The 21,079-nt window shown below is 59.6% G+C and carries 20 protein-coding genes; 14 read left to right on the top strand and 6 right to left on the bottom strand.

Translation table 11 applies throughout. The features are described from left to right. Nucleotides 1-309 precede the first annotated feature (309 nt). The 7 genes from QD336_RS04380 to QD336_RS04350 all read left to right on the top strand — a co-directional run bounded on the left by QD336_RS04380 (nucleotide 310) and on the right by QD336_RS04350 (nucleotide 6,373). On the top strand, nucleotides 310-1,473 hold the full coding sequence (locus QD336_RS04380) for a cell wall hydrolase (RefSeq protein WP_269342217.1): 1,164 nt from the start codon (nucleotides 310-312) through the stop codon (nucleotides 1,471-1,473). 270 nt (nucleotides 1,474-1,743) lie between these two features. After that, nucleotides 1,744-2,109, top strand: coding sequence for an AtpZ/AtpI family protein (locus QD336_RS04375; RefSeq protein WP_269342218.1), 366 nt, complete (start codon nucleotides 1,744-1,746; stop codon nucleotides 2,107-2,109). A 63-nt stretch (nucleotides 2,110-2,172) separates the two neighbouring features. After that, nucleotides 2,173-2,922: a F0F1 ATP synthase subunit A gene (locus QD336_RS04370; RefSeq protein WP_269342220.1), complete on the top strand. Its 750-nt coding sequence runs from the start codon at nucleotides 2,173-2,175 to the stop codon at nucleotides 2,920-2,922. A gap of 72 nt (nucleotides 2,923-2,994) precedes the next feature. After that, nucleotides 2,995-3,222, top strand: a complete 228-nt coding sequence (locus QD336_RS04365; protein ID WP_003494147.1) for a F0F1 ATP synthase subunit C — start codon at nucleotides 2,995-2,997, stop codon at nucleotides 3,220-3,222. A gap of 79 nt (nucleotides 3,223-3,301) precedes the next feature. After that, nucleotides 3,302-3,943 (top strand): F0F1 ATP synthase subunit B, encoded by a 642-nt coding sequence (locus QD336_RS04360; protein WP_499169536.1) that lies wholly within the window; start codon nucleotides 3,302-3,304, stop codon nucleotides 3,941-3,943. Nucleotide 3,944: 1 nt separating this feature from the next. After that, a complete protein-coding gene (locus tag QD336_RS04355) occupies nucleotides 3,945-4,430 on the top strand; it encodes a F0F1 ATP synthase subunit B (RefSeq protein ID WP_499169535.1) in 486 nt (161 codons plus the stop codon). Between the two features lie 341 nt (nucleotides 4,431-4,771). Then, nucleotides 4,772-6,373, top strand: a complete 1,602-nt coding sequence (locus QD336_RS04350) for a hypothetical protein (RefSeq protein ID WP_499169534.1) — start codon at nucleotides 4,772-4,774, stop codon at nucleotides 6,371-6,373. 222 nt (nucleotides 6,374-6,595) lie between these two features. Here QD336_RS04350 and rnhB read toward each other — a convergent pair whose 3' ends face one another. Continuing rightward, nucleotides 6,596-7,249 (bottom strand): ribonuclease HII, encoded by a 654-nt coding sequence (gene rnhB, locus QD336_RS04345; RefSeq protein WP_499169532.1) that lies wholly within the window; start codon nucleotides 7,247-7,249, stop codon nucleotides 6,596-6,598. Between the two features lie 330 nt (nucleotides 7,250-7,579). Continuing rightward, nucleotides 7,580-8,737 carry a PA0069 family radical SAM protein gene (locus QD336_RS04340; RefSeq protein ID WP_499169531.1) on the bottom strand — a complete coding sequence of 386 codons (1,158 nt, stop codon included), beginning with the start codon at nucleotides 8,735-8,737 and terminating at the stop codon, nucleotides 7,580-7,582. A 286-nt stretch (nucleotides 8,738-9,023) separates the two neighbouring features. Between QD336_RS04340 and QD336_RS04335 the strand changes: the two genes are divergently transcribed. Together QD336_RS04335 and QD336_RS04330 are read left to right on the top strand one after the other, a co-directional pair. After that, a complete protein-coding gene (locus tag QD336_RS04335; protein ID WP_269342235.1) occupies nucleotides 9,024-9,542 on the top strand; it encodes a glycosyltransferase family protein in 519 nt (172 codons plus the stop codon). 150 nt (nucleotides 9,543-9,692) lie between these two features. Beyond that, the gene (locus QD336_RS04330; protein WP_499169530.1) at nucleotides 9,693-10,544 is read left to right on the top strand and encodes a glycoside hydrolase family 75 protein; all 852 of its coding nucleotides are present in this window, start codon (nucleotides 9,693-9,695) and stop codon (nucleotides 10,542-10,544) included. Between the two features lie 97 nt (nucleotides 10,545-10,641). Here the strand turns inward: QD336_RS04330 and QD336_RS04325 are convergent, their stop codons facing one another. The 3 genes from QD336_RS04325 to QD336_RS04315 form a co-directional block, all read right to left on the bottom strand. Next, on the bottom strand, nucleotides 10,642-12,069 hold the full coding sequence (locus tag QD336_RS04325) for an FAD-binding oxidoreductase (RefSeq protein ID WP_499169529.1): 1,428 nt from the start codon (nucleotides 12,067-12,069) through the stop codon (nucleotides 10,642-10,644). A gap of 47 nt (nucleotides 12,070-12,116) precedes the next feature. Beyond that, nucleotides 12,117-13,094 (bottom strand): L-threonylcarbamoyladenylate synthase, encoded by a 978-nt coding sequence (locus QD336_RS04320; RefSeq protein ID WP_499169528.1) that lies wholly within the window; start codon nucleotides 13,092-13,094, stop codon nucleotides 12,117-12,119. 149 nt (nucleotides 13,095-13,243) lie between these two features. Then, nucleotides 13,244-13,852, bottom strand: a complete 609-nt coding sequence (locus tag QD336_RS04315; protein WP_269342240.1) for a DUF6656 family protein — start codon at nucleotides 13,850-13,852, stop codon at nucleotides 13,244-13,246. 332 nt (nucleotides 13,853-14,184) lie between these two features. Between QD336_RS04315 and QD336_RS04310 the strand changes: the two genes are divergently transcribed. From QD336_RS04310 to QD336_RS04295, 4 genes are all read left to right on the top strand, one after another. Next, nucleotides 14,185-15,429, top strand: a complete 1,245-nt coding sequence (locus QD336_RS04310) for an aromatic ring-hydroxylating oxygenase subunit alpha (protein ID WP_269342242.1) — start codon at nucleotides 14,185-14,187, stop codon at nucleotides 15,427-15,429. 7 nt (nucleotides 15,430-15,436) lie between these two features. Further along, nucleotides 15,437-16,519, top strand: coding sequence for an FAD-binding oxidoreductase (locus QD336_RS04305; RefSeq protein ID WP_269342244.1), 1,083 nt, complete (start codon nucleotides 15,437-15,439; stop codon nucleotides 16,517-16,519). Nucleotides 16,520-16,811: 292 nt separating this feature from the next. Beyond that, complete coding sequence (locus QD336_RS04300) at nucleotides 16,812-17,276, top strand: BA14K family protein (RefSeq protein WP_269342247.1); 465 nt, start codon at nucleotides 16,812-16,814, stop codon at nucleotides 17,274-17,276. Between the two features lie 224 nt (nucleotides 17,277-17,500). Next, nucleotides 17,501-18,016 carry a BA14K family protein gene (locus tag QD336_RS04295; protein ID WP_269342248.1) on the top strand — a complete coding sequence of 172 codons (516 nt, stop codon included), beginning with the start codon at nucleotides 17,501-17,503 and terminating at the stop codon, nucleotides 18,014-18,016. A 58-nt stretch (nucleotides 18,017-18,074) separates the two neighbouring features. On the opposite strand, the gene QD336_RS04290 is transcribed toward QD336_RS04295, so the two are convergent. Continuing rightward, on the bottom strand, nucleotides 18,075-19,070 hold the full coding sequence (locus QD336_RS04290; protein WP_269342250.1) for a transporter: 996 nt from the start codon (nucleotides 19,068-19,070) through the stop codon (nucleotides 18,075-18,077). Between the two features lie 221 nt (nucleotides 19,071-19,291). On the opposite strand from QD336_RS04290, the gene QD336_RS04285 reads away from it, so the two are divergent. Beyond that, the gene (locus QD336_RS04285; RefSeq protein WP_499169527.1) at nucleotides 19,292-21,076 is read left to right on the top strand and encodes an acyl-CoA dehydrogenase family protein; all 1,785 of its coding nucleotides are present in this window, start codon (nucleotides 19,292-19,294) and stop codon (nucleotides 21,074-21,076) included. Nucleotides 21,077-21,079 lie beyond the last annotated feature (3 nt).

The following is a 21,079-nucleotide window of genomic DNA, read 5'->3' as shown; positions in this document are numbered from 1 at the left end:
TGAGCCGCTATCCAGCAAGCCCAAGTCCCTGGGCTGAAGGGAGTCTTTTCGCCGCGCGAGAGGCGCGTCGGCTGGGTTCCGGCTCAAGGCCGCAATGACGGATGTGGCGATGCCCTGTGGGACAATTATGGCCGACACATGGAAACCCGATGTACCGCCCCGCGCATTAGAATATGTTCACACATTAACGTGAATCCGCATCCACGCGCGGCGTTAACCAAGCATCAAGGTTAATAAGAGATTCTCGAACACCTGTAGCGAATATGGTTGTCGGTGTTCGGAGTGCTGGTTTTGCGTTCGAAAAGTGTAATGCGTCGTCGGTCCGCCGTGCCCTTTCAGGCATGGGCGTCAAAATGGACCTCGCCCGCCGTCCTCGGCCTTGCCGCCTGGCTCGTTTTTCCATCTCTTGCCGCGCGTGCGGATCTGGCCTCGCTTCTGGCGGGACTGGACAATGGCGGTGAGCAATGGCGCATGGTGCTGACCGCCTCTCCGGCGGGATCGGTGCATAATGCCTCGCTTACCTTCAACGATGCAGCGGGGGAGGCGGCGCTGCATGGCAGCGGCATGACCCTGCCCAACGGCAGCAAGGTCGCCTTCGTCACCAACAAGAAGGGTGAGGCAACGACGCCGGACAGCGAACGTGTGAACCGCGCCGCCAAGAAAGGCCGCATCGTCGCAACCGAAATCATGCAGCCGCCCAAGGCCTTCACCGCGGGTTCGGTATTGCAGCGCACCTCAATGCTGGATATCGAGCCGCTGAAGCGCAAGGACCGCACGGCGTTCGTCAAGCCGAAACGCGGCAAGGACGTGGAACTTGCCTCCTTCTATTTCCGCCGCGAGGAAAAGAAGGTGGACAAGGGCGTCTCACCGATGCTGGCCGAGCTCGTCACCAACCGCACGCCGGATATTCTTGCCACGGCTTACGCGCCGGCCGAACCGGATTTCGCCCGCGAGTCGCCCTTCGACGCCATTCTCAAGAAACCCGAGGCCGGCCGTTTCGTGCCGCAGATCGCCGAAGACGATCACGCCTGGGCGGCGACCCCGCTGCCGGCGGCCGTATTTTCCGCCGCCGAACAGCAATGCCTCGCCTCCGGCATCTATTTCGAGGCGCGTGGAGAATCGGTGAAGGGCCAGGCGGCGGTGGCGCAGGTCATCCTCAACCGCGTGCGCAACCCCGCCTATCCGAAAACCATCTGCGGCGTCGTCTATCAGAACAAGGACTGGCGTAACCGCTGCCAGTTTTCCTTCGCCTGCGACAACATCAAGGACCGGGTGAATTCCGAACGCCACTGGAAAATGGCGCGCGAAGTGGCCATGGCCACCACCGCCGGCAAGATCTGGCTGAAGGAAGTGGGTTCCGCCACCCATTATCACGCCGTTTATGTGCGTCCCGCCTGGGGCCGCACGATGAAGAAGGTCGGCAGGATCGGCCTGCACGTCTTTTACCGTACCTATGGTGGCGGCTGGAGCTGATACCACCGCCGATTTGCCGCATTTTGCGTGTCAAAAATGCCGATTCCCTGGGGAAACATCGCCGCCAAACCGCGATTTGATGTCAAGCTATTGTTTTTGCATGATTAATTTGTGCTGAAACAACCGGCCTCAGTGCCTTGACTAGAGAAGCCCCTAAAACTATGTTGCGCGCGACTTCAGAGCGGGCTGGAACAGGCTTAATCCGTCACCGTTTACAACTCCAAAGGGTTCTGGCATGGCTGGAACGGAGAAAATGGGTGGGATTCTAAGATGACTGGCAACCGTGACGATAGTCTGGACGAGCGTCGCAGGCGCCTTGCCGAAGAACTGGCAAAGGTGAAGGCGGAGGATGAGGCGGAAGTGAGGGCGGAGACCAACGCTGCGGAAAACCGGAAAGGTTTTGCGATGGCGGTTAAACTCTCATCGGAGTTCATTTCGGCCATCGTGGTCGGCGCTATGCTGGGTTATCTTCTGGACTATTTTGTCGGCACGACGCCGTGGGGGATGATCGTTCTTCTTCTTCTCGGTTTCTGCGCAGGCGTATTGAATGTGTTGCGCTCGACGGGCGCGGTGGCCAAGCCACCGTTGCTTGAGAAAGCGGACAAGCGAGACGAGGGTGGAAAAGGCGGCGTTTAGGCCGTTTTTTCTGGCAGTTGATGTGGTGCCGCGGCATGCGGCGACAAGTAAAGAGGGCAGCCGGTGTCAAACGATCCGACCCATCAGTTCCTGGTGCAGCCGATCATTCCGATCGAAATTGGCGGCGTCGATTTTTCCTTCACCAATGCGTCGCTTTTCATGGTCGCGACCGTGGCTGCCGCTTCCGGTTTCCTTTATTTCGCAACGTCGAACCGCGGTCTGATCCCGACCCGCATGCAGTCCGTTGCAGAAATGTCCTATGAGTTCATCGCCTCCATGCTGCGCGAAGGCGCCGGCAAGAAGGGCATGGTCTTCTTCCCATTCGTCTTTTCGCTGTTCATGTTCGTGCTGACGGCGAACCTTCTTGGCATGTTCCCGTATTTCTTCACGGTCACCAGCCAGATCATCGTCACCTTCGCGCTTGCCTGCCTCGTCATCGGCACGGTCATCGTTTACGGCTTTTACAAGCACGGCCTGCACTTCTTCGGCATCTTCGCCCCCTCGGGCGTGCCCAAGGCGCTTTTGCCGCTTGTCGCGTCAATTGAAATGATCTCGTTCCTGTCGCGCCCGATCAGCCTTTCGGTTCGTCTTTTCGCGAACATGCTGGCCGGCCACATTACGCTTAAGGTTTTCGCAGGCTTCGTCGCCTCCATGGGTGCGCTCGGCGCGCTCGGCGTCGGCGGCGCTGTCCTGCCTCTCATCATGACGGTCGCGATGACCGCTCTCGAATTTCTCGTTGCCTTCCTGCAGGCTTATGTGTTCGCGGTACTGACTTGCATGTACCTGAACGACGCCGTGCATGGTGGTCACTGAGAAGTAAAGTCGCTGGCCCCGGCAACGGGCGTCAAAAACAGCCGCAACAACCAATATCTCAAGGAGTCTCACATGGAAGCGGAAGCAGCAAAGTACATCGGCGCAGGTCTCGCATGCCTCGGCATGGCTGGTACGTCCCTCGCACTCGGCCGTATCTTCGGTGATTACCTGTCCGGCGCACTGCGCAACCCCTCTGCTGCCGACAGCCAGTTCGGCCGTCTGGTATTCGGCTTCGCCGTTACGGAAGCTCTGGGCATCTTCTCGCTGCTCGTTGCTCTCCTTCTCCTGTTCGCTGTTTAATAGCAGCATCAGGTACGGATCACGGCCCGCAAATGGCGTGCCGTGATCCTTCGCATTTGCAGTCCCCCTGGAGGTGAGCATGTTCGTGACCGAGGCTTATGCCCAGTCAGCACCGACCGTAGGTGAAACGCATACGGAAACTCCGGCTGTCGGTCAGCCGCAACCGGAAGCCACGCACACGGAAACCGGTGTAGCGCACGGCGCCGAACACGGTGCTTCCGGCGTTTTCCCGCCGTTCGACCAGTCTACTTATGCATCGCAGGTCCTGTGGCTGGCGATCACGTTCGGCCTTTTCTACCTGCTCATGCAGAAGGTCATCGTTCCGCGCGTCGGCGGCATTCTCGAAAACCGTCATGGACGCATCGCACAGGATCTCGACGAAGCGGCACGGCTGAAAAGCGAAGCCGACGCAGCCGTCGAAACCTATGAAAAAGAACTCGCGGCAGCCCGCGCCAAGGCAAGCTCCATCGGCGCCGCGGCTCGTGACGCCGCCAAGGCGAAGGCCGATGCCGACCGCGCCGCGATCGAAGCCGGTCTTGCCGAGAAGCTCGCCGCCGCTGAAAAGCGCATTGCGGGCATCAAGGAACAGGCATTCGCCGATGTCGGCGCCATTGCCGAAGAAACCGCGACCGCGATCGTTGACCAGCTGGTCGGCACCAAGGTCAAGGACACGGACGTCAAGGCAGCCATCGTCGCCGCTTCTGCCGTGAAGGGAGCCTGATATGGCATTTGATGCATCATTTTTCGCTCTCGTCGGTCTCGTCCTTTTCTTCGTCCTGATCGCCTATCTCAAGGTTCCGGGCATGCTTTCCAAGTCTCTGGACGAGCGTGCGCAGAACATTCAGGACGAGCTGGCCGAAGCCAAGCGTCTGCGTGAAGAGGCCCAGCACCTGCTGGCCGAATATCAGCGCAAGCGCAAGGAAGCTGAAGCGGAAGCCGCCGGCATCGTCGCCGCCGCCGAACGCGAAGCCGCCGCGCTCACCGAAGAAGCCAAGCAGAAGACGGAAGAATTCGTCGCCCGCCGCACGGCCCTTTCGGAACAGAAGATCAGGCAGGCCGAAGAAGACGCCATCGGCGCCGTCCGCGCCGCCGCCGTCGACATCGCCATCGCCGCTTCCGAGAAGCTGCTGGCGGAAAAGACAACGGCTGCCGCAAAGGCCAAGCTTTTCGCTGCCACGATTGGCGAAGTGAAGTCGAAGCTGAACTGAGATTTATCTCGGCTTTTCAAAACCCCTCCGGCGCGAGCCGTGAGGGGTTTTTTGTTTGGCCTTTAGAGGCGAGTTTGGGATGCGTCGCCGGGCAATCATTGGCAGCGCGCTTTGCATTCGCAACGCGTATATCCAGTTACATCTCCGCTTTGATACCTTTTCTCAGTCACTACACAATACTTAAATGCTCGCAACAAAGTTGTTCTACTTCACCGCCGACATATGCGATGGGAAGGAAGCGAGCCGTGGAGCCTAGTAATCTACTCAAGAACCGGCAAAAATTGCAATCGATCTGCTATTTAAGTAAGCAGACTGAAATCTGAAATTGCATAGAGGTCCTCATGTTTAGCTTCTTCAAGAAAAAGATATGGCCTCCTAACAAGCAGAACCCACCTTGGGGAAGCGCTGCGTCTATCTATACCCATATCGCTACACATATTGATCCGGCAAAGCCGGCAGGCTTGTTGGAAGAGGGGTATCGGCTTCCCGATGAGCCTGCCAGTAATCCGAATAAAATTTCATTCGCACCGGGTGCTATGGACGGGGTGATGAGCCATCATGGTGTTTCAAAACAGGAAGACCAGATTGTCGCAGAACTATATGCGGCGTTGAAGCGCGCTACTGAAAATGCGTCGGAAAGCAACATAAAATCCTTATATTTGATGATCAAGGAGGGCTTTGCCCTCGGCGTCATCGATCCACTGGTCGAGAGAATTCGGCTTGAAAGGGCTTTGGACGCCGACCGGCTGTATGAGATCGTACATTGGTTCACGACACACGCAGCTCACAGAGAGCCAGTGAAGTTTTCAATGGCATTGCTCGGCCTGTTACGTGGTAGCGATGAAACAATGACTTTTCTGACGCTTGGTCGACACGACGAGTTCACACTTTATGCGGCAGTTGCAATCGCTGGTAACGATAGCTACGGCGAAATAGTACTGTGGAAGTTGGCCAAGGCCGTTGAAGGATGGGGACGAATTCACGCAGTGGAGCGGCTTGTCAATACAGTTGACCCCGAAATCAAGGGTTGGCTAATTCGTGAAGGCTATAAGAACGTAGTAATGTATGAATATCTGGCCTGTATTTGTGCCAGAGCGGGTGATCTTCACATTGCGCTTCAGGCGGCGCGAATAGATGACGACTTGTTCAATTCAGCCTTCGAAATCGTCGATACCCTAATACTCGGCGACGGTGGGCCGGCTGAAGGATTATCTGATTACGAACACGGTTGCGTGGTCGTTGGGGCACTGTTGGAGCATGGAAAAGACAGATTTGATTCCGTTTCACACTATTCTTTCCTTTCCCGGCTTCGAGACAGGCTCGATGAGCATCAGTCCGGTGAAGGGAAACTGCGGCATGATTGGTCTACCGACGCGGTCGATCAAATCTCCGCGAATGTCTCTAACCTGCTCGCCAAAGATCACTGGAAGCCGGCGATATGCAGCGCTTTGGAAGGCGGCGACAGGCAAGAGTTCTGGAATGCAAGCAGGGTATGCCAGAAATTTGGCATCGATCCATGGCCTTACTGTTATGCTCGAACGGAAGCGGGTGAGGAATATTGGTGGGATTTGATGCGCAGCTCTGATGTGGATCGTATTGATCAAGTGCTTGAGCTTGGCTTGAAATGCATTCCCCTCGATGAAATTGCGACAGGCCCGATTACCGAAATGGGCCTCGGCCCGGGATACTCAGCGCATGCCGCTTTGGATTTCATTTTACAGGACCTTGAAAAGTTTCCCGGAAAAGGTTGGGCCTTCATTTCTGCGGGTTTGCAAAGCCCAGTGATAAGAAACCGCAACATGTCAATTCGGGCTCTATCTAGCTGGGATCGAAAAGAATGGCCCCAGGAAGCCGTTGTTGCATTAAAGCGGCTGAAGGAATTTGAAACTGATGATGACACAAGACAGCGGATCGAAGATTTGTTGACGGCAAAAGAGCTTTAATAGACCGCAGACGGTATCATTAGAAACACTTGTTTCATACCTGAAACGAAATTCGTAGACCCGGACATCTTAGTCGAGGGAAGCATAGTCAGTCGAAGGCAATGGGCCGGAAGTAGTTGTTGGGGTGAATGATGACCAGCTCCTCTTCGGTGCCCAAAGCCGGACCGTCGAACAGCGACCTAGTAACGGAAGTTATCGCTCAACCTCCATTCTCAGCCGCAATCAATCCCGCTTCAGCGGCCGAAAGCTCATCCGGTGCAGCGGGCAGGGGCCGTGGCTTTCGATGGCGCGCAGATGGGCCGGCGTGCCGTAACCGGCATGGCCTTCGAACCCATAGGACGCATGCACCACGCCGGCGCGTTCCATCATCCGGTCGCGTGTCACCTTGGCGATGATCGAGGCGGCGGCGATGGAGAGGGAGCGGGAATCGCCCTTGATGACGGCCTTGGCTTCGCAGGCGATGCCCGGCGGCCTGTCGCGGCCGTCGGCCAGCACGAGGGCAGGGGAGATTTCGAGACCGAGCACGGCGCGGCGCATGGCATCGAGGCTGGCGCGCAGGATATTCATGCTGTCGATCAGGCCGGGGCCGGAGGAGGCGACGGACACGATCGAGGTTTCCATGATCTGCACAAAAAGGCTTTCCCGCTTCTGCCGGGTCAGCTTCTTGGAATCGTCCATGCCCTTGGGAATATTATCCGGATCGAGAATGACGGCTGCCGCGACCACCGGTCCGGCCAAAGGCCCCCGTCCCGCCTCATCCGTGCCGGCCACGGGCCAGAGGCCCTTCTTTTTCGCTTCCAGTTCGAAGGAAAAATCCGGACCGGTATCGGCAAGATCGAAAAGGGCAGGAGAATCGGGTGTGGCGGTGCGTTTCATGCGGCGAAACTCGCATACACACCCGATCTCCTGCAAGCCCCCGGAAGCGGGCGATGACAGGCGCGGGGAGCCGGGGTCAAGGGGCGTGGCTCACCGTGCCCCTCAGGTCATCATGACCTTTGATCCTCCAACGGGGCGGCGGAGGAAAAATGATCGCACGCGAGGCGGCGGTTCCGGGGGCAATGTCCGGCGAGCCAGGGAAAACCCGCCGGGCATTTCGTCGAGAGCGTGGTCGGCCAAAACGAAGGGCCGCGCTTCTCATAATGTTCTTCCCGATATCGGCACGCCGATGCGGCGGTTTCGATCAGGGAGCGCTTTCCGTGCCCGTTTTCAAAGCAGCGACAATTGTACGCCGGCACCGCCCGGCGGCACGAAGAGATCGTCACGCAGGTGAATGCCGCGGCGAATAAGGCCGAGCCTTTTGGTCGCCATCTCGAAACGCCGGCCGATCTGCCAGGCATAGGGGCCGGCGCCCTTCATGCGCTTGCCGAATTCCGCGTCGTAATCCTTGCCATCACGCATGGAGCGCACCAGCGACATGACATGGCGGTAACGGTCCGGATAGTTGCGCAGCAACCAGTCGCGAAAGAGCGGGCTCACCTCCAGCGGCAGGCGCAGCAGCACGTAGGAAGCTTCGGTGGCGCCCGCTGCCTTGCCGGCCTCGAGAATGCGTTCGATCTCATGATCATTGAGGGCGGGAATGATGGGCGCCATCATCACGGCGACCGGGATGCCGGCTTCCGTCAGCGCCTTGACCGACTCCAGCCGCTTCTCCGGCGTTGCGGCGCGCGGTTCCATGTTGCGCGCGAGTTTCCGGTCCAGTGTGGTTACGGAAATGCCGACCTTGGCGAGGCCCTTTTTGGCCATGGGCGCCAGAATGTCGATATCCCGCTTGATCAGCGCCGATTTGGTGACGATGGCGACAGGGTGATCGGCCTTGGCTAGCACTTCCAGTATCTGCCGCATGATGCGCCATTCACGCTCGATCGGCTGATAGGGATCGGTATTGGTGCCGATGGCGATCACCCGCGGCTTGTAGCCGGGCTTTGCCAGCTCCCGTTCCAGAAGCTTTGCCGCATCCGGCTTGGCGAAGAGTTTCGATTCGAAATCGAGCCCGGCCGAAAGCCCCATATAACTGTGTGTGGGGCGGGCGAAACAATAGATGCAGCCATGCTCGCAGCCGCGATAGGGATTGATGGAGCGGTCGAACGGGATATCGGGCGATTCGTTGCGGGTGATGATGCTGCGCGGCTTTTCCACCTGCACCTCGGTGCGGAATTCCGGCATGTCTTCGAGCGTCTGCCAGCCATCGTCGAAAACCTCGTGCTGCAAGGTCTCGAAGCGCCCGTCCGGGTTCAGCCCGGCGCCCCTGCCACGACGACGGTCGATCTCGATGCGCAGGCCGGATGCATCGGCGAGCGCATTGGCAATATCCGGCATATGGCTCGGCTGGAAGGCAGCCTGCCCCGAAAGCGTATGGTTTCTCATCTGGATGCTCCCAGGACGCTGCACACCCATCGAGGCACGCTCAACGCCCTAAACCGTTTCCATGCGGACCGGCGTTTCCTCGCCGTCCGAATGATTAAATTCCTACATCAGGAATGAGAACAATACAAGAACAAAATTGTGAATTCGTGACATGCCGCACAGCCTGCGGCGAAGATGGCGGGCTCCGGATCCTGTTTGAAGAAGGCCATGTTCGAATGGGTGGCGGTGGTTTTTACCGTGATGAGCGTAGTGGCAATTTATTGTGCGATGCGTTAGAGCTATGCCTATGTTGACAGTGATTATGGAATGCCGGGATCAGGAACCGGAACTGGCGCACACGCTGTCTGCGCTCGTCACCGGGGCCGTGGAAGGGCTGGTAAGCGATGTGGTGATCCTCGATCACGGTTCGCGCGATGGGTCGTCGCGCGTCGCCGATGCCGCCGGCTGCCGTTTTTATGGGCAGTGGGACATCGAGGAGATCGTGCAATCCGCCCGCGGCGGCTGGCTGCTGCTGATAGAGCCCGGCGCGCGCCCGCAGGCAGGCTGGATCGACGAGATTCTCGAATATGTGGCGATCTGCGCGCAGCCGGCCCGCTTTTCGCCGTCGCGTTATCATCGCCGCAATGTCTTTAGCCGCGTGCTGCGCCGCGTTCCGCCGCTGGAGCATGGATATCTTCTGCCGAAGAAACATGCCGTCTCGATCGCCAAATCGGGCATGGGCCTGACGCAGCTCGTCGGCGCGCAAAAGCCGCGCCGGCTGAATGCGGAAATGGTGCCCGCCTGGGCGCTGCGGGCCATGGCCTGAGGTCAGTGGCGCCTTTGGCGCATTGGTTCCCAATTTGCCAAAAGAGATGGTAGCCTAAGCGAACACTAAACTTAAGCGATACTATAAGATTATACTCGACTTATGAGGGAATAAAGAGCAGTCTCGACCCGTTTTCCAAAGGAGGGTCGCATGCTCTGTGAAGTCTCTAAATCTTCGATGCTTGTCACTGTTTTTTGCGGTTTCATTACCCTTGTCGCGCCGACGGCGGCGATGTCCCAGGCGGCATGTGGGGCCGGGGGGATCGTGTTTAAGAGCAGGGAACTCAAAGTCGATGCTGACGGTGCTCCGAATTCCTATCTCGTCGATGGCAAGGGGTTATCCTACACCTGCGATGGTGTGACGGCGGTCGGCTCCACGCCGAAGACGGATCCGGATCGCTGGCAGGATAAGTGCCGTGCAGCCTGGAAAAAAGCCGTCGCAACAGGTGATTACTCAAAAGTCAGAATTTTTGGATTTTCCAAAGACGAGAACAATAGACCGATCGTCCAGAAAGCTGGTGATCCCTTTCCTGGAAAAGCCTTCATCACGGAAACCTCCGTCCCGGTTCCAGACGGTCCTGTTGGAACACAGAGGCATTGGGTGGATGCCAACGAAATTCCCTACGTGGTTCTCTCCAGCAGCTTCGTGAGCAGGTATGGCGTGAAGGATGGCGATATAGCTGTCATCTATCGTCCGGCGACGGGAAAATTTGCCTATGCGGTTTATGGCGATGGCGGTGATCTTGGCGAGGCCTCGGTGCGGCTGCATCAGGATATCGGCAATAATCCGCTGGTGAACTATGGAGGCGTGATGCGCGCCAAGTCGGGGATCGCCGATAAGACCAGAAACGGGCCAGTCGCCATCTTAACCGTTATTTTCCCTGGTAAAACGACGCATCCGACGGTCGATGCAAAAAAGTGGCGAGAGGAAATTGCCGCCAAGGGGAAAGCCCAGTTTGAGCAATGGGGCGGCGTTAGAAAACTGGTGGAATGCGCCCGTTGAGGCGCCAGCTGCGGGTAAGTAAATGGGCGGCATGATGCCGCCCAAACACCCCGCCAGCGCAGGGAAGCCTGTATTTATCAGCTGCTCCGCTGAACTGTTACGACACCAGAACCTTGCCGGGGTTCATGATGCCCGCGGGGTCGAAGGCGTGCTTGATGCGATGCATCAGCTCCATTTCGATGCCGGGCCGGATGGCGGCCAGCTCATCGCGCTTCAACTGGCCAATGCCATGTTCGGCCGAAATGGAACCGCCGAGCGACAGCACGATGCCGTGCACGATCTCGTTCATGCCCCGCCAGCGGCCGAGGAATTCGGCCTTGTCCGCGCCCACCGGCTGGGAGATGTTGTAATGGATGTTGCCGTCGCCGAGGTGGCCGAAGGCGCAGACGCGGGCGCCGGGAATGGCGGCGAGAACCGCCTTTTCCGCCGTCGCCATGAATTCCGGTATTTTAGACACCGGAACGGAAACGTCGTGCTTGATTGATCCGCCTTCCGGCTTCTGCGCATCCGACATGCTTTCACGCATGTGCCACAGCGCCTGACGCTGGGCTTCGGAGGCAGCGATCACCGCATCTTCCACCAGCCCGGCCTCGAAACCGCGCTCCAGCAGCGATTGCATCATGGTGTCGGCCGTCTCGGCCGAATCGGAGGTGGAAATATCGATCAGCGTGTACCAGTCATGCGGCTGCTCCAGGGGATCGCGCACGCCGGGAATATGTCTGGCGGTGAATTCGACGCCGATTCGCGGCATGAGCTCGAAACCGGTCAGCGCCGTGCCGCAGAGATTGGAGGCCATTTCGAACAGCTTCAGCGCGTCTTCGGTGGAACGAAGACCGGCAAACGCGACCTGATGGCCAAGTGGCTTGGGGAACAGCTTCAGAACCGCGCCGGTGATGACACCCAGCGTGCCTTCGGAACCGATGAAGAGATCGCGCAGATCGTAACCCGTATTGTCCTTTTTCAGTCGGCGCAGCCCGTTCCAGATTTCGCCCGTGGGCAGCACCACTTCGAGCCCGAGGCAAAGCTGGCGCATATTGCCATAGGCAAGCACCGCCGTGCCGCCGGCATTGGTGGCGAGATTGCCGCCGATGCGGCAGGAACCCTGCGAACCGAGCGACAGCGGGAACATGCGCTCCACGGAATCGGCTGCCTTGTGGATGTCGTCGAGAATGCAGCCGGCATCCGCCACGATGGTGTTGGCAACGGGGTCGATGTCGCGGATGCGGTTCATGCGCTCCAGCGACAGGATGATATCGGTGCCGTCCGCGCGCGGCGTCTGGCCGCCCACAAGGCCGGTATTGCCGGTCTGCGGCACGATGGGCGTGCCGGTTTCGCTGGCGAGTTTCAGGATGGCGGCAACGTCCGCGACGGAACCGGGCTTGAGCAGCAGCGGCGAAGTACCGTGATAAAGCCCGCGATTTTCCACCAGGCGCGGCGCCATCTCCGCCGGGTCACGAACCGCATTTTTTTCGCCGACAATGGCGGTGAAGCGGTCAAGGATGTCGGAGGAAGGGATGGCGGTCATGGGCGTCTCGCTGTCTTTTGAAACATGGGCGAAAGGGTAGAGTGCCGTCAACCTCGCGGCGCGGCGGCGCGGGAAAGGCGGTCGTTGATCGCCTCTCCAAGACCATGGGTGGGAATGGCGGTGATGGCGATGGTGTCCGCGCCGCTCGCATCGGCGGCTTTCAGATAGTCGAACAGATTGGCGGCGGCCTCGGCAAGGTCGCCGGAAGGGCTGAGATCGAGAACGGTGCGCGCCGTCGCCTCACCGGAAACCGCGATGCCACCGAAGCGGATCAGCGCTTCGCCGGGCAAAACGGATATGGCGCCGAGGCGGACAGTGGCGCCCGGCGCATAATGCGAGGCCAGCATTCCGGGTGCCTCGATGGCGGCGGCGGCTTTTTCCGGCCGCTCGAGCTGCGTGCCGGCGACGCGCTCAATATCTTCGGTGACGATGCCGCCGGGGCGAAGCAGCCGCACCCGCCCATCCGCTTCCACCTTGACGATGGTGGATTCGACACCGACGGCGGCGGCACCGCCATCGAGAATGAGATTGATCTTCTGCCCGAGATCGGCCTCCACATGGGTCGCACTCGTCGGGCTGATCTTGCCGGAACTATTGGCGCTGGGGGCGGCCAGCGGCCTGCCGAAGCGGCGGATCAGATCGCCGGCAAAACCCTGCGGCACGCGAATGCCGACGGTATCGAGCCCGGCCGTCGCCAGTGCATGAATGCCGCTTGCAGGTTTCAGCGGCAGAACCAGCGTCAGCGGGCCGGGCCAGAAGGCCTCTGCGAGCTTCCGCGATATGGGGTCGAAAACCGCGTAACGTTCGGCCATGGCGATATCGGCCATATGGCAGATCAAGGGATTGAACTGCGGCCGTCCCTTGGTCTCGTAAATGCGGGTGATGGCCGCCGGATTGGTGGCGTCGGCGGCAAGACCATAGACGGTTTCCGTCGGCAGGGCGATGGGCTGGCCATCCGCAAGCTCGGCAACGGATGCCTGCAGGGCGGTTTCCCGCTCGTTTTCGATGTTGATATGACGCGCCATGATGCTGCCTTTCAGGGCGGTCAATAGCGTATTTCAGGCCATACTGGGAAGCGCTAATGCATGTCGCCCGAAAGTGGTCCGCGGTTTCGGGATAACGACATACATAAAACAAATAAAGATAAAGCGCCCGGGGCGCTTTATCGCGGCTTTTATATCGCCTTGATGATCTTGCGCATCTCCTGCGAACGCGCGCCGAGCATCAGCACGTTTTTCAGCGCCTCGCGCGGATCATGGGTCTGGAACAGCAGGCCGCCGCGATGGAAGGAGGTGTCGATGGCCATCTCCCGATCGGGAAGCGCATTGATGGCGACGGCGAAATACATGCGCGAATAGCGCGCATCGATGTTTTCGAAGAAGTTTTCAGCCCCGCTCAACTCCGCGAAGAAATTGGCGAAATAGAAGGACCAGAGCACATGGCGCTCGGCATCGAAGCTGGTTCTCGCCGCCGTGACGTGGCAATAGCCGAGATGCGGGCGGTCGTTGAGGAGATGGTGAAACACCATCTTGGGAAAACGGATGGACTGGTGGAAGGCATTAAGCCGCGTATGGGTGGCGTCGGCCGCGGCCTCCAGCTTGCGTCCCGTCAGCGCCGCGACCTCGTCGTGGCTGTAATAGACGCGCTCCCTCGGCAGCCAGCGCTCTTCGTAACGGCTGATGCGCCCGGTCCGCAGGAAATCCGAATGCGCGGTCTTGGAGCGTATCGGCGCGACGGAGTGTCTGCCGGCATCGAAATAACGTATGCGTGTCGCCTTCTCCACCAGGAACGCCCTCGTTGCTGTCAATCCGGAAAGATAGTTTAGTCGGTATTAATACTCCGTTGCACCGCACCCCCTGTTTTTTGATGGGTGGAGAGAAGGGCAGGCGCTATCATGCGTCATATTGCGACGTCGTTTCCGGCGCTGAATAGCCGTTAGATTTCCCAGCGGAATGGGCAGCGAGGGCGAATTGCGCATGTCGCAATTTGTCGCCAATGCGGAAGCCGATGTCGCTGTTTGTGCTGCCGCAAATGACCGCCGGTGTTTAGATGAGGACATGCTTCCGCAACCCCGCAAATGGTGCCGGGCAGGGCGGTTTGATCGAGGATTTGGCCATGGAATTGCGTGACACCGTATTGCGCCAGCTGAAGAACCGCCGCGAAGGCTTCAGCCTGGAACAGCCCTTCTACACGGACCCGGATTATTTCAAGCTGGATATGGAAACCATCTGGTATCGCGACTGGCTGTTCGTCGGCCATGATTGCGAAGTGCAGAAATCCGGCAGCTATTTCACCGTTCAGGTCGGGGCCTATTCCGTCGTCATCGTGCGTGGCCGCGACGGAGAGATCCGTGCCTTCCACAATTCCTGCCGCCATCGTGGTTCCCGCGTCTGCACGACGCAAAAGGGCCAGTCGGCGCGTCTCGTCTGTCCCTACCACCAGTGGACCTATGATCTCGACGGCAAGCTGCTGTTCGCGCGGCATATGGGCGAAGAATTCGACAAGGGCGATTTCGGCCTGAAGCCGGTCGCCTGCGAAACCGTCGCCGGTTACGTCTTCATCTGCCTTGCCGACCAGCCGGCGGAGTTCGAGCCGATGCGCAAGGAAGTCGAGAGCTATATGGCTCCGCACCGCATCTGGGAAGCCAAGGTCGCGCATGAGAGCACGATCATCGAAAAGGGCAACTGGAAGCTCGTCTGGGAAAACAACCGCGAGTGCTACCATTGCGCTGCCAACCATCCGGAACTCTGCCGCACCTATCCCGAAAACCCGAGCGTGACGGGAACGGATGGCGGCGCGAGCGATCCGGAAATCGGCGGTCACTGGGCGCGCTGCGAGGCGGCCGGCCTGCCGAGCCGTTTCAAGATCGATCCGAAGGGTCAGTTCCGTGTCGCCCGCATGCCGCTGATCGGCGAGGCGGAAAGCTACACCATGTCGGGCAAGCGCGCCGTGCGCCGGCCGCTTTCGGAAGATGTCAGCATCAGCCATATCGGCGCGCTGCTCCTGTTCCACTATCCGACGACCTGGAACCATTTCCTCGGCGACCACACCATTTCCTTCCGGGTGCTGCCGCTCAGCGCCAACGAGACCATGGTCACCACCAAGTGGCTGGTGCACAAGGATGCGGTGGAAGGCGTGGACTACGATCTGGAAGACCTCACCCACGTCTGGAACGAAACCAACGACCAGGACCGCCGCATCGTCGAGGAAAACGCTTTCGGCATCCGTTCGCCCGCCTACCAGCCCGGCCCTTACTCCATGGAAGACGAAGGCGGTGTGATGCAGTTCGTCAACTGGTATGCTGATTTCATGATCGACCGGCTTTCGGGCGACAAGGCCCGGCTTTCGGCCGTAGCGTAACGCGAAGATGAATATGGTTGTGACCTACAAGCACATAGACGAGATGAAGCCGTGGAGCGACAAGCTCCACCTGCTGGAATGTATCTCGGTGACACCCGAGACACCGGATGTGATGACATTCCTGTTCCGCTCCGAGGATCAGAACTGGTTCCGCTATCTTCCGGGCCAGTTCGTCACGCTGGAATTGCCCGTGGGCAGCGAGCCGCTCTACCGCACCTACACATTGTCCTCCAGCCCGTCGCGGCCCTATGCACTTTCGGTCACGGTCAAGGCGCAGGCCACCAGCATCGGCACGCGCTGGATGTTCGACAATCTGAAGCCCGGCATGAAAATCCGGGCGCTCGGCCCGCTCGGCGACTTTTCCTACGTCAAGCATCCCGGTGACAAATATCTGTTCATCTCGGCAGGCTCCGGCGTCACGCCGATGATGTCGATGGTGCGCGACATGAGCGACCGTGCGCCGCAGAGCGACATTGCCTTCATCAACTGCTCGCGTACCCCCGGCGATATCGTCTTCCGTCATGAGCTGGAATATCTCGCCCGCTTCATGCCGAACCTGTCGCTCGGCTTCATTGTCGAGAAATGTGGCCGCACCGATCTCTGGTCTGGCCTGAAGGGCATGGTCGACAAGGCCAAGATCGCGCTGCTCGCGCATGATTTCATGGAGCGGACCGTTTTCTGCTGCGGACCGGAGCCGTTCATGGCCGCCGTCCGTTCCATGCTCGACGCATCCGGCTTCGACATGAGCCGTTACCACCAGGAAAGTTTCTCGCCAGCCGCTCCCGTTGTCGTCGGCGAGAGCGTTCAGCCCCTGGCGGATGGCGAAGCGCTATCGATGGTGGGTTTCACCCTTTCCGGAAAAGAGATGCCCTGCCAGCCCGGCCAGACGGTTCTGATGACGGCGCGCGCCGCCGGCGTTCGCATCGGTGCCGCCTGCGAATCCGGCATCTGCGGCACCTGCCGGGTGCTGAAGCTTTCCGGTGAGGTGGAGATGAACCACAATGGCGGCATTCTCGATGAGGAAATCGAGGAAGGCTATATTCTGGCCTGCTGTTCGCGGCCCTTGACCGATGTGAAGGTGGAAGCCTGACACAGGCAGTCTCCCGAAACTCTCATCGGTTTCGGGAAAAAGACAGGCATGAGACACAGGCATGAGACAAGGAGCTGGATCGTTTTGGCAATTCGACGAAAAGCCAAAACGATCCAGCGTCGTGTCACGCCCCTTTCCTTCACCGGATAGTTGTCTTGGAACCAAATTTCCCTAAACTCGTTTGCACGTCATCGAATTCTTTTCGGGCATGAACGGGGTCCGCCCCTCTCTCCGACGAGAACGCATGGGTGAAAAGGCGCGGCCAACGCGCTGAAGCAAACGGAGGAAGATCATGATGAATTTCCGGACAACGAGTGTCGCTACAGCGATCGTCGTGTTCCTCACCAGCTTTACGCCGTCGCAGGCGTTCCAGGTCCCTGTTCCGATGCCCAAGCCGGCGGTTTCCACCGACAACGTGGTGCCGGTGCAATATCGCGAATGGGACCGCAGATACGATCGCCGTTATGGCGACCGCATGTATCGCCCGCGCCCGCCGCGTGACGGCTGGTATAATGGTCACCGCGGTTATCGCGATCGTCGTCCGGGTTACCGTTATCACAATGGTTACTGGTTCCCGCTGGCAGCCTTTGCCGCAGGCGCCATCATCGGCGGCGCCATGTCGCAGCCGCGGCCGGTCTATGGCGGCAGCCATGTCTCCTGGTGCCAGAACCGCTGGCGCTCCTATCGCGCCTACGACAATACCTATCAGCCGAACAGCGGTCCACGCCGCATATGCGTATCGCCCTACAGCCGCTGATGACGGTTTTGGAAAGCCCGGATTCATTCCGGGCTTTTGTTTTAAGGCTGCCGATCTGGATAAACCAGGTGTGATGGGGCCGTTAATGCTGGGTTCAGGCGCGGACGCCTAGCCTGTAGGTGGTAAAGTTACAGCCAGACCCGACAAACTGGCCAAACGAGAAGAAAAAACTGCTATTATTCACGGAGAACGGCCTGTCGACCGTCGTGAATGGAGGAAGTCAGATGAAAAGCTATGTGAAGAATATCCTGGCTGTCGGTCTTTCTGCAATCGTGGTTGCAGGAGCGATCGTTCCGGCAGAAGCAGCGATGCCGTTGCCAGTGGCGCCAAAGAGCGTCGAGGCCGTGGGCAATGACGCCGGCCAGAATATCGTGAATGTGCAATATTGGCGCGATCGTGACGATTGGGGCGGCCGCCGTGGTTGGTATCGCGGCCATCGCGGTTATCGCGATTATCGCCCGGGTTATCGTCACCATGACGGTTACTGGTTCCCGCTCGCAGCCTTTGCGACGGGTGCGATCATCGGCGGCGCACTGTCGCAGCCGCGCGAAATCTACCGTCCGGTGCCGGAATATCGCCCGCGTCCGGTCTATCGCGAATACCGCCCGGTCTATCGTGGCGGCATGAGCCGCGCACATGTGAACTGGTGCTATGGCCGTTATCGTTCCTACGATGCCTATAGCAACACGTTCCAGCCGTATCACGGCCCGCGCCAGCCCTGCTATTCGCCCTACGGCTGATAGAAGCGAGGTTTAAATCGAGAGAGCCGTCCGGTGACCACCGGGCGGCTTTTTGCTGTCACAAAATCCGCGCGCGCTTCAACACCACCCAGGCGAGCAGGACCGAAATCACGATGAAGACGCTGGCCGAAAGCGTGCCGCCCGTGCCGACGGTAAACGGCAGCTCATCCGTATTCATGCCGAAAAAGCCGGTCACCAGTGATGGCGGCAGCAGGAATGCCGTCATCAGCGACAGGATATAGAGGTGGCGGTTGGTTTCCGACGAGAGTTTGGAATCGATTTCTTCATGCAGCAGCCTTGCGCGCTCCTGCAAGGCATAAACATCGTGATCGACAGCCTCCAGACGGCTCATCAGCCGCGAGGCGACATCCTCGAAACCATCCGGCATCTCGTCGTCATCGGCGGCGGAAGCGCGCCGCATCAGGGTAAGCACGGTGCGCAGATGCCGGTGCAGGCGAACGACCGTGCGGCGCAGCGGCGCAAGACGCCGCCGCTCGTCGCGGTTCTCGCTGTCATAGACCATATCCTCGATGGCGTTGAGTTCTTCCGTCGTCTCCATCACCAGATTGATGAGCGAGCGCTGGAATTCCGCCACCAGCCCCTCGAAGACATGCGACGGCGTGAGGTAACGATTGGAATTCTTGTCGACCGCCGCCTTCAGCCGGTCCACCGAATGCAGCGGCTGTAGCCGGGTGGTGATGATGAAACGGTCGCTCACCGCGAAATGCAGCCAGCCGAAATCGCGCGTTTCCTTGTCGAATTCCCGCTGGAAATCGACCAGCGTGCCATAGAGCGATTTTTCATCGACCACGATGGAAGGATGGGTCTCATGGGTGGTGAGGCTTGCCCGTGCCGCCGGATCGAGACCGACGATCGTTTCGAGAAAGCCCGCCACCCGCTGGTCGGCGAGGTTGAGATGCAGCCAGTAGAACCCCTCATAACCGGCCATTTCGTCGAAGCCGGCATCGGGTGCTAGGCGGCGGCATGGGGCCGTTCCCGGCTGGAAGTGGTAGGCCCAGACAAGGCCGGGAATGGTGGGCGTTATGAGATCCATCGTGGCAGTCCTGACTGGCTGGATGGGAGGAGGGGAGGCGCCCGTCGTTCCGGTGTGGGAGCGGCAGCGGCGAGGCGCCTTTCAGCGCATGCTGAGCAAATTCATATGACAGTTTTATAACAAACCTGCCGAAATGGTGGGAATTTTCAAATTGACGTTTACGTAAAAATCATTTAGCCCGAGGGCAGTAGCAAGATGCAAGAGCTTCGGGAGGAGGCAGCATGTATAGCGCGCCGGTGGATGATATCGCCTTTACACTCAAACATGTGGCGGGTCTTGAAGACGCGCTGTCAAAGGGTGTGCTGGGAGACCTCAGCGAAGATCTCGTCGATGCCATTCTGCAGGAAGCCGGTCGCTTCGCAACCGGAGAGGTTGCGCCGCTCGCCGAGATTGGCGACCGCCAGGGCGCGAAGCTCGCTGACGGCAAGGTGACGACGCCGGATGGCTGGGCCGATCTTTATCGCCGCTGGGCGGAAGCGGGCTGGAACAGCCTGACCGCGCCGGAAGAATTCGGCGGCCAGAACCTGCCGCATATGCTGAATGTCGCAGCGCTCGAAATGTGGAATTCCGGCTCCATGGCCTTTGCGCTGGCGCCGACGCTGACCATGGGGGCCGTGGAAGCGCTCGTCGCCCACGGCAGCAATGATCTGAAGCGCATCTATCTTCCCAAGCTGGTCTCCGGCGAATGGACCGGCACCATGAACCTCACCGAACCGCATGCGGGATCGGACCTCGGTGTGCTGAAGACCCGTGCGGAGCGCAATGGTGACGGCACCTACCGCATCTTCGGCCAGAAGATTTTCATCACCTGGGGCGAACACGACGCGGCGGACAATATCATCCACCTCGTCCTCGCCCGCCTGCCGGATGCGCCGGCCGGAACACGCGGCATCTCGCTGTTCCTCGTGCCGAAATTCCTGCCCGATGAAAACGGCGCGCCGGGCAGCCGCAACGACCTGTTCTGCCATTCGCTGGAGCACAAGCTCGGCATTCATGGCTCCCCCACCTGCACGATGATTTTCGGCGACGGCAAGTTCGGTGACGAAAAGGGTGCTCTCGGCTGGCTGGTCGGCGAGGAGAACAAAGGTCTCGCCTGCATGTTCACCATGATGAACAACGCCCGCTTGGCCGTCGGCATGCAGGGCGTGGCGATCTGCGAGGCGGCAACCCAGAAGGCGATCGGATATGCGAAGGAGCGCACGCAGGGCAAGGCGCCCGGCTGGCAGGGCTCCGGCATGAGCCCGATCATCGAACATCCGGATATCGCCCGCACATTGCTGACGATGAAGGCGCTGACGCAGGGGTCACGGGCGATTTCCTTCAGCTGCGCCCATGCCATCGACATGGCGCATGCGACCGAAGACGCCCATCAGCGCGCTCACTGGCAGGAGCGCGCTGCCCTTCTGACACCGATTGCCAAGTCCTTCTCCACCGATGCCGGCGTCGATGTCGCTTCCATGGGCATTCAGGTGCATGGCGGCATGGGCTTCATCGAGGAAACCGGCGCGGCGCGTTATCTGCGCGATGCCCGCATCGCCCCGATTTATGAAGGCACCAACGGCATTCAGGCCATCGATCTGGTGTTGCGCAAGCTGCCGCTCTCCGAGGGTGCGCAGGTGCGCGGTTTTATCGCCGAACTGCGCGAGATCGCCGCCCGGACAGCGGCTTCGAACCGCGACGATCTCGGCGAGACCGCCCGTTATCTCGAAGCCAGCCTCAACGATCTGGAAACGGTGACCGACTGGCTGCTCTCCCGCATCAAGGCGGGCGAAACTGAAACCGCGCTTGCCGGAGCGACGGCCTATCAGCGCCTCTTCGGCCTAGCGCTCAGTGGCGCCTATCTCGCTAAAGGCGCTTTGGCCTCCGTCGATGATGGCAGGGGCGAGCACCGCGCAGCCCTTTGCCGTTTCACGGCGGAAAACCTGCTGGCGGAAACGGCTGCGCTGAAGGACCGCGTCATCTCAGGCGCGGCAAGCCTTGCCGCCGCCCGCACCCTGTTGGCTTGAGGA

Source organism: Rhizobium sp. BR 250 (genome assembly GCF_047445855.1).
Classification (GTDB): Bacteria; Pseudomonadota; Alphaproteobacteria; order Rhizobiales; family Rhizobiaceae; genus Agrobacterium; species Agrobacterium tumefaciens_I.
This window is presented reverse-complemented; position numbering and strand designations above follow the sequence as displayed.

Bases quoted from the DNA above. Each gene is read 5' to 3' on its own strand.
- rnhB (WP_499169532.1), bottom strand. From the start codon at position 7,249: ATGAAACGCACCGCCACACCCGATTCTCCTGCCCTTTTCGATCTTGCC.
- QD336_RS04350 (WP_499169534.1), top strand. From the start codon at position 4,772: ATGTTTAGCTTCTTCAAGAAAAAGATATGGCCTCCTAACAAGCAGAAC.
- QD336_RS04285 (WP_499169527.1), top strand. From the start codon at position 19,292: ATGTATAGCGCGCCGGTGGATGATATCGCCTTTACACTCAAACATGTG.
- QD336_RS04355 (WP_499169535.1), top strand. From the start codon at position 3,945: ATGGCATTTGATGCATCATTTTTCGCTCTCGTCGGTCTCGTCCTTTTC.
- QD336_RS04325 (WP_499169529.1), bottom strand. From the start codon at position 12,069: ATGACCGCCATCCCTTCCTCCGACATCCTTGACCGCTTCACCGCCATT.
- QD336_RS04320 (WP_499169528.1), bottom strand. From the start codon at position 13,094: ATGGCGCGTCATATCAACATCGAAAACGAGCGGGAAACCGCCCTGCAG.
- QD336_RS04290 (WP_269342250.1), bottom strand. From the start codon at position 19,070: ATGGATCTCATAACGCCCACCATTCCCGGCCTTGTCTGGGCCTACCAC.
- QD336_RS04380 (WP_269342217.1), top strand. From the start codon at position 310: ATGCGTCGTCGGTCCGCCGTGCCCTTTCAGGCATGGGCGTCAAAATGG.
- QD336_RS04295 (WP_269342248.1), top strand. From the start codon at position 17,501: ATGAAAAGCTATGTGAAGAATATCCTGGCTGTCGGTCTTTCTGCAATC.
- QD336_RS04305 (WP_269342244.1), top strand. From the start codon at position 15,437: ATGAATATGGTTGTGACCTACAAGCACATAGACGAGATGAAGCCGTGG.
- QD336_RS04375 (WP_269342218.1), top strand. From the start codon at position 1,744: ATGACTGGCAACCGTGACGATAGTCTGGACGAGCGTCGCAGGCGCCTT.
- QD336_RS04340 (WP_499169531.1), bottom strand. From the start codon at position 8,737: ATGAGAAACCATACGCTTTCGGGGCAGGCTGCCTTCCAGCCGAGCCAT.
- QD336_RS04335 (WP_269342235.1), top strand. From the start codon at position 9,024: ATGTTGACAGTGATTATGGAATGCCGGGATCAGGAACCGGAACTGGCG.
- QD336_RS04300 (WP_269342247.1), top strand. From the start codon at position 16,812: ATGATGAATTTCCGGACAACGAGTGTCGCTACAGCGATCGTCGTGTTC.
- QD336_RS04365 (WP_003494147.1), top strand. From the start codon at position 2,995: ATGGAAGCGGAAGCAGCAAAGTACATCGGCGCAGGTCTCGCATGCCTC.
- QD336_RS04360 (WP_499169536.1), top strand. From the start codon at position 3,302: ATGTTCGTGACCGAGGCTTATGCCCAGTCAGCACCGACCGTAGGTGAA.
- QD336_RS04330 (WP_499169530.1), top strand. From the start codon at position 9,693: ATGCTCTGTGAAGTCTCTAAATCTTCGATGCTTGTCACTGTTTTTTGC.
- QD336_RS04310 (WP_269342242.1), top strand. From the start codon at position 14,185: ATGGAATTGCGTGACACCGTATTGCGCCAGCTGAAGAACCGCCGCGAA.